16 protein-coding genes are annotated in these 13,887 nt (G+C 59.3%); 11 read left to right on the forward strand and 5 right to left on the reverse strand.

The window, feature by feature from the left end; translation table 11 throughout:
- Nucleotides 1-116: 116 nt before the first annotated feature.
- The 9 genes from FKCLFG_RS14100 to FKCLFG_RS14140 all read left to right on the forward strand — a co-directional run bounded on the left by FKCLFG_RS14100 (nucleotide 117) and on the right by FKCLFG_RS14140 (nucleotide 7,532).
- A complete protein-coding gene (locus tag FKCLFG_RS14100) occupies nucleotides 117-1,094 on the forward strand; it encodes an HlyD family secretion protein (RefSeq protein WP_472613708.1) in 978 nt (325 codons plus the stop codon).
- A gap of 8 nt (nucleotides 1,095-1,102) precedes the next feature.
- Nucleotides 1,103-2,101 (forward strand): ABC transporter ATP-binding protein, encoded by a 999-nt coding sequence (locus tag FKCLFG_RS14105; protein WP_472613709.1) that lies wholly within the window; start codon nucleotides 1,103-1,105, stop codon nucleotides 2,099-2,101.
- Complete coding sequence (locus FKCLFG_RS14110) at nucleotides 2,098-3,222, forward strand: ABC transporter permease (RefSeq protein WP_472613710.1); 1,125 nt, start codon at nucleotides 2,098-2,100, stop codon at nucleotides 3,220-3,222. Before FKCLFG_RS14105 ends, FKCLFG_RS14110 begins: the two co-directional genes overlap by 4 nt.
- 83 nt (nucleotides 3,223-3,305) lie before the next feature.
- The gene (locus tag FKCLFG_RS14115; protein ID WP_472613711.1) at nucleotides 3,306-4,292 is read left to right on the forward strand and encodes a DUF5996 family protein; all 987 of its coding nucleotides are present in this window, start codon (nucleotides 3,306-3,308) and stop codon (nucleotides 4,290-4,292) included.
- A 182-nt stretch (nucleotides 4,293-4,474) separates the two neighbouring features.
- The gene (locus FKCLFG_RS14120; protein WP_472613712.1) at nucleotides 4,475-5,425 is read left to right on the forward strand and encodes a hydrogen peroxide-inducible genes activator; all 951 of its coding nucleotides are present in this window, start codon (nucleotides 4,475-4,477) and stop codon (nucleotides 5,423-5,425) included.
- Between the two features lie 65 nt (nucleotides 5,426-5,490).
- Nucleotides 5,491-6,357, forward strand: coding sequence for a 4-hydroxybenzoate octaprenyltransferase (gene ubiA, locus FKCLFG_RS14125; protein ID WP_472613713.1), 867 nt, complete (start codon nucleotides 5,491-5,493; stop codon nucleotides 6,355-6,357).
- 150 nt (nucleotides 6,358-6,507) lie between these two features.
- Nucleotides 6,508-6,825: an ElaB/YgaM/YqjD family protein gene (locus FKCLFG_RS14130; protein WP_472613714.1), complete on the forward strand. Its 318-nt coding sequence runs from the start codon at nucleotides 6,508-6,510 to the stop codon at nucleotides 6,823-6,825.
- Nucleotides 6,826-7,212 carry a phage holin family protein gene (locus tag FKCLFG_RS14135; RefSeq protein ID WP_472613715.1) on the forward strand — a complete coding sequence of 129 codons (387 nt, stop codon included), beginning with the start codon at nucleotides 6,826-6,828 and terminating at the stop codon, nucleotides 7,210-7,212.
- The gene (locus tag FKCLFG_RS14140; RefSeq protein ID WP_472613716.1) at nucleotides 7,209-7,532 is read left to right on the forward strand and encodes a YqjK family protein; all 324 of its coding nucleotides are present in this window, start codon (nucleotides 7,209-7,211) and stop codon (nucleotides 7,530-7,532) included. The genes FKCLFG_RS14135 and FKCLFG_RS14140 overlap by 4 nt, the downstream gene beginning before the upstream one ends.
- A gap of 53 nt (nucleotides 7,533-7,585) precedes the next feature.
- Here FKCLFG_RS14140 and proC read toward each other — a convergent pair whose 3' ends face one another.
- Together proC and FKCLFG_RS14150 are read right to left on the reverse strand one after the other, a co-directional pair.
- On the reverse strand, nucleotides 7,586-8,398 hold the full coding sequence (proC, locus tag FKCLFG_RS14145; protein ID WP_472613717.1) for a pyrroline-5-carboxylate reductase: 813 nt from the start codon (nucleotides 8,396-8,398) through the stop codon (nucleotides 7,586-7,588).
- A 1-nt stretch (nucleotide 8,399) separates the two neighbouring features.
- Nucleotides 8,400-9,119, reverse strand: coding sequence for a YggS family pyridoxal phosphate-dependent enzyme (locus FKCLFG_RS14150; RefSeq protein WP_472613718.1), 720 nt, complete (start codon nucleotides 9,117-9,119; stop codon nucleotides 8,400-8,402).
- Between the two features lie 121 nt (nucleotides 9,120-9,240).
- On the opposite strand from FKCLFG_RS14150, the gene FKCLFG_RS14155 reads away from it, so the two are divergent.
- Together FKCLFG_RS14155 and FKCLFG_RS14160 are read left to right on the forward strand one after the other, a co-directional pair.
- Nucleotides 9,241-10,284, forward strand: coding sequence for a type IV pilus twitching motility protein PilT (locus tag FKCLFG_RS14155; protein ID WP_472613719.1), 1,044 nt, complete (start codon nucleotides 9,241-9,243; stop codon nucleotides 10,282-10,284).
- A 29-nt stretch (nucleotides 10,285-10,313) separates the two neighbouring features.
- Entirely contained in the window at nucleotides 10,314-11,450 is a 1,137-nt protein-coding gene (locus FKCLFG_RS14160) for a PilT/PilU family type 4a pilus ATPase (protein WP_472613720.1), read from the forward strand.
- A 60-nt stretch (nucleotides 11,451-11,510) separates the two neighbouring features.
- Here FKCLFG_RS14160 and FKCLFG_RS14165 read toward each other — a convergent pair whose 3' ends face one another.
- The 3 genes from FKCLFG_RS14165 to glcF all read right to left on the reverse strand — a co-directional run bounded on the left by FKCLFG_RS14165 (nucleotide 11,511) and on the right by glcF (nucleotide 13,885).
- Nucleotides 11,511-12,236 (reverse strand): LrgB family protein, encoded by a 726-nt coding sequence (locus tag FKCLFG_RS14165; protein ID WP_472613721.1) that lies wholly within the window; start codon nucleotides 12,234-12,236, stop codon nucleotides 11,511-11,513.
- Nucleotides 12,233-12,565: a CidA/LrgA family protein gene (locus tag FKCLFG_RS14170; RefSeq protein WP_472613722.1), complete on the reverse strand. Its 333-nt coding sequence runs from the start codon at nucleotides 12,563-12,565 to the stop codon at nucleotides 12,233-12,235. The genes FKCLFG_RS14165 and FKCLFG_RS14170 overlap by 4 nt, the downstream gene beginning before the upstream one ends.
- A gap of 93 nt (nucleotides 12,566-12,658) precedes the next feature.
- The gene (glcF, locus tag FKCLFG_RS14175; protein ID WP_472613723.1) at nucleotides 12,659-13,885 is read right to left on the reverse strand and encodes a glycolate oxidase subunit GlcF; all 1,227 of its coding nucleotides are present in this window, start codon (nucleotides 13,883-13,885) and stop codon (nucleotides 12,659-12,661) included.
- Nucleotides 13,886-13,887 lie beyond the last annotated feature (2 nt).

Consider the following 13,887-nt stretch of genomic DNA (forward strand, 5'->3'; position numbering starts at 1 on the left):
AAATAGCGATACACCCTGTTTTTTATGAAGTGCATCGGGTCATGAACCCGGCTCGTGCTTTTCCTGTCTTTCGTGGACAATGCATAACATCCGTTAAACAGGCGAAAGAAGTTCCGATGAAAGCACTGCGTACTCTGTTCATGCTGGGTTTTGTCGGTATTGCCGCTGCGCTGGCGGCTTGCACCGAGCCGCCGCCCGGCAGCTTTCCCGGCTATGCGGAAGCCGATTATGTGCGCGTTTCCACTCCGATCGCCGGCACTCTGCTGACCCTGCATTTCAAAAAAGGCGACCAGGCCAAGCGCGGCGCGTCCGCCTTCGTGCTGGAGCAAGAAAGCGAAACCGCAGCCCGCGCAGAAGCCGCATTTCGCGTCCAGAGCGCAGCAGCCTCGCTGGCGAACCTAAAAAAAGGCAAGCGCCCGGATGAAATCGCCACCGCGCAAGCGCAACTGGCGCAAGCGCAAGCGGCGCAGCGCCTGAGCGCGGCCGATCTGGTACGACAAACCCAGCTGATCGATGCCCATTTCGTTTCGGCGGCGCGGCTGGATGAAGCGCGCGCTGCCGTCATGCGCGACCAGGCCCGCGTGCGGGAGCTGCAAGCGCAATTGCGGGTGCAGCAACTCGGCGCCAGAAGCGACGAGATTGCGGTGGCCGAACAAGCGCTGAATGCAGCGCAGGCGCAACTGGCGCAAGTCGCCTGGCGGGTCGCGCAAAAAAGCCCGACCATTCCGGTCGATAGCGCGGTGGCGGATGTGCTGTTTCAGGAGGGCGAGTGGGTGCCGGCCGGCGGCCCGGTGCTGAGTTTGCTACCGCCGCAGAACATCAAGGCGCGCTTTTTCGTCCCGGAAACGCTGCTGGGAAAACTACATCTGGGCCAGACCGTAGAGTTGCGCTGCGACGGTTGCAGCGCAGCGATTGCGGCCTCCGTCAGCTTCATCGCGCACGACGCCGAATATACCGCGCCGCTGATTTACAGCAAGGAAAACCGGGCGACGCTGGTGTTCATGGTGGAAGCGCGGCCCGACCGCAAGCACGCCACTCTGCTGCATCCGGGCCAGCCGCTGGAAGTCAGGCTGGCCGATGTTGTCCGGCAATGACACAAGCGATGACGCAAATAAGGACACAAGACACGCCGATCATCGACGTGCGCGGCCTGACCAAGCGTTTTGGCGATCATATCGTGGTCGATCACTTCGACATGCGAGTGCCGAAAGGCCGCATTTACGGCTTCCTCGGGCCGAACGGCAGCGGCAAAACCACCACCCTGCGCATGCTGTGCGGCTTGCTCAATGCCGATGAAGGCGAAGGGCAATGCCTGGGCTACGACATCCGGCGCGAATCGCATCTGATCAAACGCCAGGTCGGCTACATGACGCAAAAATTCGGCCTGTACGAAGATTTGAGCATCGCGGAAAATCTCGATTTCATCGCCCGCATCTTCGAAGTCGCCGACCGCAAGAAGACCGTCGAGGCGACGCTGCTGCGCCTGGGCCTGACCAGCCGCCGCAGCCAACTGGCGGGCACTTTATCCGGCGGCTGGAAGCAGCGCCTGGCACTGGCCGCTTGCCTGCTGCATGCGCCGCAACTGTTGTTGCTCGACGAGCCGACCGCCGGCGTCGATCCGAAGGCACGGCGCGAATTCTGGGACCAGATCCACGATCTGGCCGCGGCCGGCCTGACAGTGCTGGTCACCACCCATTACATGGATGAGGCCGAGCGCTGCCACGAGCTGGCTTACATTTCCGAAGGCCGCTTGCTGGCGCGCGGCACGGTGGCCGAACTAATTGCCGGCGCGGGGCTGGTGACGTGCGCGATTGCCGCCGATGATCCGGCTGCGTTAAGCGCATTGGCCCGCCAACTGCGCACATTGCCGGCGCTGCGCAGCGTCGCTTCTTTCGGCGCCACGCTGCATGTCAGCGCATCTTCGCAGCAGGTGCTGGATGATGCGCTGGATGCGGCGCTGGCGCCTGTTGCGGGCCAGGGCTTCCAGGTCACCGCGATTGAATCCAGCCTGGAAGACGTTTTCATCGTCTTGATGCAAGACAGCCAGGATGGTCAAAGTGGTAAAAATGAGCAAGATGCTCAGGTCAGGAGCGGCGCATGAGCTGGTCGCGCTTTCTCGCCATCCTGCTGAAAGAATTCCGGCAAATTCGGCGCGATCGGCTGACCTTTGCGATGATGGTCGGCGTGCCGATTCTGCAACTGATTTTGTTCGGATTCGCGATCAATACCGATCCCAAGCACTTGCCGCTGGCGCTGGTTTCCGCCGACGAAAGCACGTTTTCGCGCAGCTTCATTGCGGCGCTGGAAAATTCCACCTATTTCCGCATCACGCAGCGCCCGAACAGCGAGGCACAGGCCAACCAGTTGCTGGCCGAAGGCCGGGTTCAGTTCGTGCTGGTGATCCCGGCGAATTTTTCGCGCCGGCTGATCCGAGGCGAAAAACCGGCCGTGCTGCTGGCTGCGGACGCCACCGATCCGGCAGCGTCCGGCAATGCGCTGGCCGCCATCAACGCCATCAGCCGGCAGGCATTGCAGCGCGATTTGACCGGCCCGCTGGCTGGCCTGCAGCCGACCGACGCGCCATTTGAAGTGCGGGTGCAGCGCCGTTACAACCCGGAAGGGCTGTCGCGTTACAACATCGTGCCGGGTCTGATCGGCGTGATCCTGACCATGACGATGGTGATGATGACTGCGCTGGCGATGACCCGCGAACGCGAGCGCGGCACCATGGAAAACCTGCTGGCTACGCCGGTGCGGCCATTCGAAGTGATGGCCGGAAAAATCGTGCCCTACATTCTGATCGGCTACGTCCAGGTCACGGTGATTCTGGTCGCCGCGCACATCCTGTTCGATGTGCCGATGGTCGGCAGTTTGGCTTTGCTATTGTTTGCGCTGGTGCTGTTCATTGCCGCGAACCTGGCGGTCGGCTTCACTTTTTCGACCATCGCCAAAAACCAGTTGCAGGCGATGCAACTGACTTTCTTCTTTTTCTTGCCATCGATGTTGCTGTCGGGATTCATGTTCCCGTTTCGCGGCATGCCGATCTGGGCGCAATGGGTCGGCCAAATACTGCCGCTGACGCATTTCCTGCGCATCGTGCGCGGGATTCTGCTCAAGGGCAATACGCTGGCGGAAATCACCCCCAGCCTGTGGCCGATTGCCGCATTCATGCTGGTAGCGGGTGCAATTGCGTTGCAACGCTATCAAAAAACGCTCGACTAAGCATTAAAGCTAAATAGTAAATAAAATCGCAATATGGCAGTTGAAAACACCTGACACGGTTAAATTTTTGCATGGAGGAAATAATGGAAAATGCGAATTTATTGACGGATGCGTGCGAGTCGGATCAATGGCCCAGCTTGCGTTATGCGGACTGGCAGGATACTTGCGCGACGTTGCACATGTGGACCCAAATAGTGGGCAAGATCCGGATGGTGCAATCGCCGTGGACCAACCACTCCTGGCACGTCACTCTTGCGCTCACCGCGCGCGGCCTGACGACCTCGCCGATCCCCTGCGGCACACGCACGTTTCAGATCGATTTCGACTTTATCGAGCACCGGCTGTTGATCGCGACCAGCGATGGCGCAGTCAGAAAAATGCCATTGAAGCCGCGCTCGGTGGCGGATTTTTATCATGATCTGTTCGCGCATCTGGCCGCACTTGGCCTGGACGTAAAAATTCGCACGACGCCGAATGAAGTCGCCGACGCCATTCCATTCGAGCAGGATCATCAGCATGCGTCGTACAACCCGGAATACGCCAACCGGTTTTGGCGCGTTCTGGTGAGCGCCGACCGGGTGTTCAAGCAATTCCGCGCCGGTTTCATCGGCAAATGCAGTCCGGTGCAATTTTTCTGGGGCAGCTTTGACCTGGCCGTGACGCGCTTTTCCGGACGCACTGCCCCCGAGCATCCTGGCGGCATCCCCAATTGCCCGGATTGGGTCACGCGCGAAGCCTATTCGCACGAGGTAAGCAGCTGCGGATTCTGGCCGGGCAGCGCGCAGTTTCCTAGCCCGGTGTTTTATTCCTATGCTTACCCGGAACCGCACGATTTCAGCGCGGCGGCAATGCGTGCAGAGGGCGCTCGCTACGACGACAGCATTCACGAGTTCATCTTGCCCTACGACGCGTTGCGATGCGCCCCTTCGCCCGATGCGGCGCTGCTTGAATTTCTGCAGGACAGCTATGCGGCAGCCGCGAACCTAGGCGGCTGGAATCGTGCGGCACTTGAACGCGCGGTGCCCGAGCGCCGCGATCAGGAAGGTGCTGGCAGCGCCGGTTATCCTTGAAAAAGGGGCCGGATTCCGCAACATGCTTTTTACAGCGCACAACAGTAAACTATGGAGTATATTAAAAAATGTGCTATTTAACGCATATTTTTATTGCGCATAGATAAAATACAGGATACCGGTATATTATCAACGCCAGAATCCGGCCGGCGTCCGCCGATGGACTGTGCGAAGATACCGGCATGACACTGACAGAACTCAAATACATCGTCGCCGTCGCGCGCGAAAAACATTTTGGCCATGCGGCGGAAGCCTGCTTCGTGGCACAGCCAACCCTTTCGGTGGCCATCAAGAAGCTCGAGGATGAGTTGGGCGTGGTGATTTTCGAGCGCGGCGGCGCTGAAATTTCGGTCACGCCGCTGGGCGCGAAAATCGTCGCGCAGGCCGAACTGGTGCTGGAGCAGACTGCCGCCATCAGGGAAATCGCCAAGCAGAACAAGGACCCGCTGGCAGGCCCGTTGCGTCTGGGCGTGATCTACACCATCGCGCCGTATCTGCTGCCGCCGCTGGTGAGCACCATGATCGACACGGTGCCGCAAATGCCGCTGGTGCTGCAGGAAAATTTCACGGTGCGGCTGCTTGAACTGCTGCGCCAGGGCGAACTGGACGCCGCCATCATGGCGCTGCCGATTCCGGATCATGGCCTGATGGTGCAGCCGCTGTACGACGAACCGTTCGTGGTGGCGCTGCCGAAACACCATCGCTGGGCCAACCGCAGCAGCATCGCGGCCGAAGATCTGAAATCCGAAACCATGCTGCTGCTGGGCAACGGCCATTGCTTCCGCGATCAGGTGCTGGAAGTTTGTCCGGAGATGTCGCGCTACTCCGGCGCCAGTTCCGGCGACGGCATCGCCCGCACCTTCGAAGGCTCGTCGCTGGAAACCATCCGCCACATGGTGGCTTCCGGCATCGGCATTACCGTGCTGCCGAAGGCATCGGTGCCGGACATGGACGCCAAAGACGGCATGCTGCGTTACCTGCCGTTCGAACAGCCGGCACCATCGCGCCGCGTGGTGATCGCCTGGCGCAAAAGTTTCACGCGCAGCCTCGCCATCGAAACGGTGCGGCAAGCGGTTCTGCGCTGCACCCTGCCCGGGGTGACGATGATCGATGCCGCCGCACTGGAACAATAGCGCAATTGTTGTAACTTCCGTTGCAACTTCCCATTTTGCTTTTTACGATGCTTTTAACAATAAACATGCGCACACTCGCTGCCCGCCTGCCCCTGTATTTCCGTCTGGTCCGACTCGACAAGCCGATCGGCATCCTGCTCTTGCTGTGGCCCACACTGATTGCGCTCTGGCTTGCCAGCGACGGCATTCCGGACGGGAAGCTGCTGCTCATTTTTACGCTGGGAACCGCGCTGATGCGCTCGGCCGGCTGTGCGGTCAACGATTACGCCGACCGCGACATCGACCGCCATGTCAAGCGCACGGTCGACCGGCCGCTGACTTCCGGCAAGATCAAGGCATGGGAAGCGCTGATGGTGGCGTTGGCGTTGGCGCTGGCGGCATTCTTGCTGATCCTGCCGCTGAACGCGCTGACCAAGCAGCTGTCGGTGGCGGCGCTGCTGATCGCCGGCAGCTATCCGTACTTCAAACGTTTTTTCGCCATCCCGCAAGCCTATCTGGGCATCGCCTTCGGCTTCGGCATCCCGATGGGATTTGCCGCGGTGCAAGCGACGGTGCCGGCGCAAGCATGGTGGCTGCTGCTGGCAAACATCTTCTGGGCGGTCGCCTACGACACCGAGTACGCGATGGTGGACCGCGACGACGACCTGAAGCTCGGCCTCAAAACCTCGGCCATCACTTTCGGCCGCTTTGATGTGGCGGCGGTGATGCTGTGCTACGCGGCGACGCTGACCATCATTCTGGCGGTCGGCTGGCAATTCGGCCTGCGCAGCTGGTTCCTCGCCGGCCTGCTCGGCGCTGCCGGTTGCGCGATTTATCATTACACGCTGATCCGCGAGCGCGACCGGATGCGCTGCTTCGCCGCTTTCCGCCACAACAACTGGCTCGGCGCATGCATCTTTGCCGGCGTAGCGCTCGATTATGCCGCTGGTTAAAATTCGCCTATACTGGCTGCAGTGTAGATGCAGATATAGATGCAGATGCACGAAGGTCATTTCTGCTTGCCCATTTGATATGGGACAAAACAACCCGAGTGACCTTCAGTAAAATCATTTCAGACCAATCCAACTTTGCCAAGGTGCCTTATGAATCCCAATGAAATCAATACCGATGGTCGCGACAAGATGATGGGCGAACTGAAAAGTGTCATCACGGACGCGGAAGAACTGATGAAAAACACCGAACAGCAAGCCGGCGAAGGATTCAGAGTTGCCAAGGCAAAATTTGAATCGACGCTGCGCAGCGCAAAAACCGAGCTGGTCCATCTGGAAGAAACCATCGTCGAAAGAACCAAGGACGTCATGCATAACACCGATGAATATGTCAAAGATCATCCGTGGAAGTCAGTCGGTTTGGGCGCTTGCGTCGGACTGATTATCGGTTTGCTCATCGGCCGCAAATAAGTGGCGATTGCTGCATCGATTTCCCGGCTGGCCGGGACGCTGATCGACCTGCTGCAAACGCGGCTGGAACTGGCCACGGTCGAACTGGAAGAAGAAACCCTGCGTTTCTTCACCTATCTGCTGCTTGCGCTGGTTGCGATGTTTTGTCTCGCCATGACGATATTGCTGGGCACAGTGCTGATCGTCGCGATTTTTTGGGATACGCACCGGATTCCGGTTCTGGCCTCATTGATTGCCGCTTTCGGTTTCTGCAGCATCGTGATCGGGTTGGGAATTCGCAGCAATTACCGCGGCAAGCCGAAACTGTTGTCGCACACGCTAGCGGAATTGCGCAAAGATTTCGTGCGACTCGATCCCGACCATAGCGGCGACAGGAAGGTGTCATGAATTCCTCTACGTTCGTGCGGCTCGCCAGACGTCGTGCTGAATTGATCGCCCGCTGCACTGCACAGCGCGATGCGCTGTCGATGCAAAGCCAGTCCCTGGTGCAGATGACATCAACCCTGGACCATGTGTTAGCGCTCTTGCAGCGCATCAAGAACAGCCCGGCCGCGATTATCGGTTTACTGGTTGGCCTGGCCATTATCAAGCCGCGCCGCCTGTCGCCGCTGCTACGCACCGGCCTGCTGGCCTGGCAGGCGCTGCGCACCGCTGCGCCATTGCTGCATGACATGGTGACGCGCAACAAGAAAAAACCAGGCGTTTAGTTAAGGTTTGTTTAGTTAAGGTTTGTTTAGTTGCGTTTGTTTAGTTACGTCTGTTAATCGCGTCCCATCTCTTCACCCAGCTCCCGACTCCTAAACGCTGCCGCCTTCACCGCACCGATGATGCGGTCCTTGACGCCGCTGGCGTCCATGCTGGTGAGTGCCGCATACGTGGTGCCGCCTTTTGAGGTGACGCGTTCACGCAAAACCGCGGCCGGTTCGGTGGATTGCGCAGCCAGTTGCGCGGCGCCGACAAAGGTGGCGATCGCTAGCCGGCTGCCCTGCTCTGCATTCAATCCCAGTTCTTGCGCGGCCTGTTGCATCGCTTCGATAAAATAAAACACATAGGCCGGGCCGCTGCCGGAGACTGCGGTGACCGCGTCAATTTGCGCCTCGTCATCCAGCCAGACCGTGCTGCCTACCGCCTGCATGATGCTGTTTGCGGCATCGTGCTGCGCCGCCGACACGCCCGGCAGCGCGACCATTCCGGTGATGCCCTGACCGATCAGGGCCGGCGTATTCGGCATGCAGCGCACGATTGCAGCGTGGCCCGCCAGCCAGCGCGACAAATCCTGCGCCCGGATGCCGGCGGCAATCGACAGCACCAGTTGCGTCGATACCTGCGGCTGCAGATGCGCGGCCACGTCCCGCATCTGTTGCGGCTTGACTGCCAGCACGATCACGTCCGAGTGCGCCACCCTGGCATCGATCTGGGCGGCGGTGGTGACGCCGAATTGCTGCGCCAGTTTTTCCAGCGTGGCGGGATTCAGATCGACCACATGGATATTCGCGCCGGCCGTGAATTTTCCGGCCAAACCGCTGATTAACGCTGTAGCCATGTTGCCGCCACCGATAAAGCTGATTTTCATATCATTCCCCATAATTTCGTTGACCAAAGATTGCCGACCCCACGCGCACAATGGTGGCGCCTTCGGCGATGGCTGCCGCCATGTCGGCCGACATTCCCATTGATAATGTATCGAGCGCGCAACCCTGTGCGTTCAAATCTTCAAACAATTGCCGCAAGCGAGCAAACGACTGGCGCTGCAAATCGAAGTCCGCAACCGGTTCGGGGATCGCCATCAGGCCGCGCAGGCGCAGGCGCGGCATGGCGGCCACTGCTTGCGCCAGGGCAGCAATTTCCTCAGGCGCGGCGCCGCTTTTGCTCATTTCACCGCTGATGTTGACCTGTAGGCAGATATTCAGCGGCGCCAGATGCTGCGGGCGCTGCTCGGACAAACGGCTGGCGATTTTTTCACGCTCGACCGTATGGACCCAGTCGAAATTTTCGGCGATGGGCCGGGTCTTGTTGCTCTGGATCGGGCCGATGAAATGCCACTCCAGCAGCGGCAACTTGTTTTGTTCCTGATGCAACGCAGCGCCTACTGCAGCCATCTTGTCCAGCGCTTCCTGCAAGTAGTTTTCGCCGAACGCCGCCTGCCCTGCACGCACTGCTTCCAACACGGCTTCCGGGCCAAAAGTCTTCGACACCGCCAGCAACTGAACGTTATCGGGATGGCGCGACGCGGCCTGCGCCGCTTGAGCAATGGCCAGGTGAACGGCTTGCAAGTTTTGGGAGATTCTGGTCATAATCATTTTTTTGTAAGCGATGCTTGATAGAAACTCTGCCTGAGTTATATTAAAATTTTGCAGCAAATATTGCAGAAAACACACCAACACTCACGCATTATTGCAGGCCAAAGGATTATAAATGGACATCTCCGAACTACTCGCGTTCTCGGTAAAGAATAATGCATCCGACTTGCATCTATCAGCCGGCATGCCGCCGATGATTCGCGTACACGGCGATGTGCGCCGGATCAACTTGCCGGCAATGGATCACGCGGAAGTGCATGGCATGCTGTACGACATCATGAACGATAGCCAGCGCAAAAATTACGAAGATCACCTCGAATGCGATTTTTCGTTCGAGATACCGGGCCTGGCCCGGTTCCGCGTCAATGTCTTCAATCAGGGGCGCGGCGCGGCTGCGGTGCTGCGCACCATTCCGTCCAAAGTGCTGTCGCTGGAACAGCTCAATGCACCGAAAATTTTTACCGATCTGGCCATGAAGCCGCGCGGGCTGGTGCTGGTGACAGGGCCGACCGGGTCCGGTAAATCGACCACGCTGGCGGCCATGGTCAACCATGTCAACGAGAATGAATACGCGCACATCCTGACGGTCGAAGATCCGATCGAATTCGTGCATGAATCGAAGAAATGTCTGATCAACCAGCGCGAAGTCAACACCCATACGCATTCCTTCAGCAATGCGCTGCGCTCGGCCCTGCGCGAAGATCCGGACGTGATCCTGGTGGGCGAATTGCGCGATCTGGAAACCATCCGGCTGGCCCTGACCGCAGCCGAAACCGGCCACATGGTGTTTGGCACGCTGCATACTTCGTCGGCGGCCAAGACCATCGACCGTATCGTCGACGTTTTCCCGGCCGAAGAAAAGGAAATGGTGCGTTCGATGCTGTCGGAATCGCTGCAGGCAGTCATTTCGCAAACACTGCTCAAGACCAAGGACGGCACTGGCCGCGTCGCTGCGCATGAAATCATGCTTGGCACACCGGCGATCCGCAACCTGATTCGCGAAGGCAAGGTAGCGCAAATGTACTCCGCGATCCAGACCGGCAGCAGCATTGGCATGCAGACACTGGATCACAACCTGACCGAACTGGTGCGGCGCAATGCGATCTCCGTCGGCACCGCGCGCGCGGCGGCAAAAACGCCGGAAAATTTCCCCGGCTGATCCTCGAATAACCCACTAAAGGCAACACCATGGAACGCGAACAAGCCACCAAATTCATGCATGAATTGCTGCGACTGATGGTCAGCAAAAATGGCTCCGACCTGTTCATCACCGCCGATTTCCCGCCGGCATTCAAGATCGACGGCAAGATTCTGCCGGCCTCCAACCAGGCCCTGAGCGCCGTCCACACGATCGAACTGGCGCACGCCATCATGAGCGACAAGCAGGCCGCATCGTTCGAAGCCACGAAAGAATGCAATTTCGCCATCAGCCCGGGCAGTCTCGGCCGCTTTCGGGTCTCGGCCTTCGTGCAGCAGGGCCGTGTCGGCATGGTGTTGCGCGCCATTACAGCCAAGATTCCCACCTTTGAAGAACTGGGCTTGCCGGAAAGTCTGAAAGAAGTAGCGATGGCGCAGCGCGGACTGGTGATCCTGGTCGGCGCCACAGGATCGGGCAAATCCAGCAGCCTGGCGGCCATGATCGGCCACCGCAATCAGAATAGCTACGGGCACATCATCACGATCGAAGATCCGGTCGAATACGTGCATCCGCACAAGAATTGCATCGTGACCCAGCGCGATGTCGGCGTGGACACCGAAAGCTGGGGCGTGGCACTGAAAAACGCGCTGCGCCAGGCGCCGAACGTGATTCAGATCGGGGAAATTCGCGACCGCGAAACGATGGATTTTGCCATCGCATTTGCCGAAACCGGCCATCTGTGCCTGGCGACTCTGCATTCCAATAACGCCAACCAGGCACTCGACCGGATCATCAACTTCTTCCCGGAAGAACGCCGCCACCAGCTGTTGATGGACCTTTCGCTGAACCTGAAAGCCATCATCTCGCAACGCCTGATTCCGCTGCGCGATACCAAAGGGCGCTGCGTAGCGGTTGAAATTTTGCTCAATTCGCCGCTGGTCGCCGATCATATCTTCAAGGGCAATGTGCAGGAAATTAAGGAAGTGATGAAGCGCTCGAATGAAATCGGCATGAAGACTTTCGACCAGGCGCTGTTCGATCTCCATGAACTCGACATGATTTCCTATGAAAATGCGTTACGCTTTGCCGATTCAGTCAACGATCTGCGGCTGGCGATCAAGCTCGACAGCAAGAATGCCAAGAACCGCGACCTCAATGCCGGCACCGAGCACATGGGAATTGTCTAGTTGCGCAGCATCGTAGGTCGGGTTAGCGGCTTCATCGCGTAACCCGACCTACAAAAGCCACTATATTATCCCCAGCAATTTCAACACCAGCGGCAAGAACAGGGCCGTCAATAGTCCCGACAGCCCCATCGCCAAGCCGGCAAAAGCGCCCATTTGCTCGCTGACCTGAAATGCCCTTGCGGTGCCGATGCCGTGCGCGGTGACGCCGAGCGCAAAGCCGCAGGTGCTGGCGTCGGTAATCTTCATCAGGCTCAGGATGCCGCGCGCCATGACCGCGCCGAGCACGCCGGTCACCATCACCAGCACCGCGGTGAGCGACGGCAGGCCGCCGATTTTTTCCGCGACTCCCATCGCAATCGACATCGTCACCGACTTCGGCGCAATCGAAAGAATGGTCGCCGTCGATGCGCCCAGCCACTTGGCGACCGCCATTGCAGTGGCAATAGCCGCAGCCGAGCCGACAATAGACCCCACCAGCAATGCGAACCAGTCGCGCTTGAGCTTTGCGATCTGCTGGTACAGCGGAATCGCCAGCGCCACCGTGACCGGCCCCAGCAGAAAATGCACGAACTGCGCGCCATCAAAATAGGTTTTGTAGGACGTCCCGGTCGAAGTCAGGACCAGTACGATCAAGGCCACCGCGATTGCCACCGGATTGGCCAGCGGATTGAACTTGGCCCGGGTATAAATCGCAAACGCGATCTGGTAAGCCAGCAGGGTCGCCGTCAGCCACAGCAATGGCGAGGCTGCCAGATACACCCAGATCGCATCCAGCTTCGGCGTCATTTCTGCAAACCCTTGACGACTGCAGCGGTGACCACGATCGACACCACGGTGCTGGCCAGCAGCGCCGCGACAATCGGCAGCCACTCGGCAGCAACCCGCTGGAAATGCACCATGATCCCGACGCCGGCCGGCACGAACAGCAAAGACAAGTGGCGCAGCAGAGCAAGCGAGGTCGGTGCCAAATCGTGAATTGCATCGCGTTTAAACACCAGATACACAAACAGCAGCACCATGCCGATGACAGGCCCGGGCACCGGCAGCGACAACGCATAAGCCAGCCCCTCCCCGAGAGTTTGAAAAACCAGCAAGGTGGCGCAGGTATTGATCATGGCGGATGCTCCCGGAGGCTTGCACTACTTAATTTTGCGTATGCATCGTCGGGTTACGCGATGAAGCCGCTAACCCGACCTACTGATGTCGTGTCAGTTACCCAATGCGCTATCGATCAACTCGATCCAGTGCCGCACCGGCGTCGCGGTGCCCGACTGCAGGTGTGTGATGCAGCCGATGTTGCCCGAGACGATCAGCTCCGGCGCGCTGGCCTGCAGATTGGCCAGCTTGTTGTCGCGCAATTGATACGACAGCGCCGGTTGCAACACCGAATAAGTGCCGGCCGAGCCGCAGCACAGGTGGCTGTCGGCGCACAGCGTGACATCGACGCCGGCCGCGCGCAACACGCCCTCGACCTTGCCGCGAATTTGCTGGCCGTGTTGCAGCGTGCAGGGCGGATGATAGGCAACCCGTTTGTTGATCTTGCCATCCAGCTTTTGCAGCAATGCTGCTTCGAAATCGGGCAGGATTTCACTCACGTCCCGGGTCAATGCCGAAATCCGTTGTGCCTTTTCTGCATAGGCCGGGTCGGCTGCCAGCAAGTCGCCGTAATCCTTGACCGTCACGCCGCAGCCGGAAGCCGTCATCACGATCGCTTCCGCGCCGGCCTCCACCAGCGGCCACCAGGCATCGATGTTGCGCCGCATGTCGTCCAGGCCACCGGCCTGATCGTTCAGATGGAAGCGAATCGCGCCGCAGCAGCCGGCTTTGGGCGCCACTATCAATTGCACCCCGAGCGCATCGAACACGCGGGCGGTGGCGGCGTTGATGTTGGGCGACATCGCCGGTTGCACGCAGCCGTCCAGCAGCAGCATTTTGCGTGCATGTATTGTCGTCGGCCAACTCCCGGCTGGATGCGCAACGGGAATTTTGTTTTTTAGCGCCTTCGGCAACAACGGCCGCAGCAATTGACCGGCCTTCAGCGCCGGCGTGAACAGCCAGCGGCGCGGCAACACTTCTTTCAGCGCGGTGCGCAGCAAGCGTTGCGACAGCGGACGCGGCACCTGGTCATCGACGATCTTGCGCCCGATATCGATCAGGCGGCCGTATTGCACGCCGGACGGACAAGTGGTTTCGCAATTGCGGCAGGTCAGGCAGCGGTCCAGATGCGACTGCGTCTTGGCGCTGGCCTGCTTGCCTTCCAACACTTGCTTCATCAGATAGATGCGACCGCGCGGCCCGTCGAGCTCGTCGCCCAGCAGCAGGTAGGTCGGGCAAGTCGCGGTGCAGAAACCGCAGTGGACGCAGCTGCGTAAAATTGCATCGGCCTCCTGGCCTTCGCGGGTGTTTTTGATGAAGTCGGCGAGATTGGTTTGCATGA

This window comes from Gelidimonas denitrificans, from assembly GCF_055694065.1.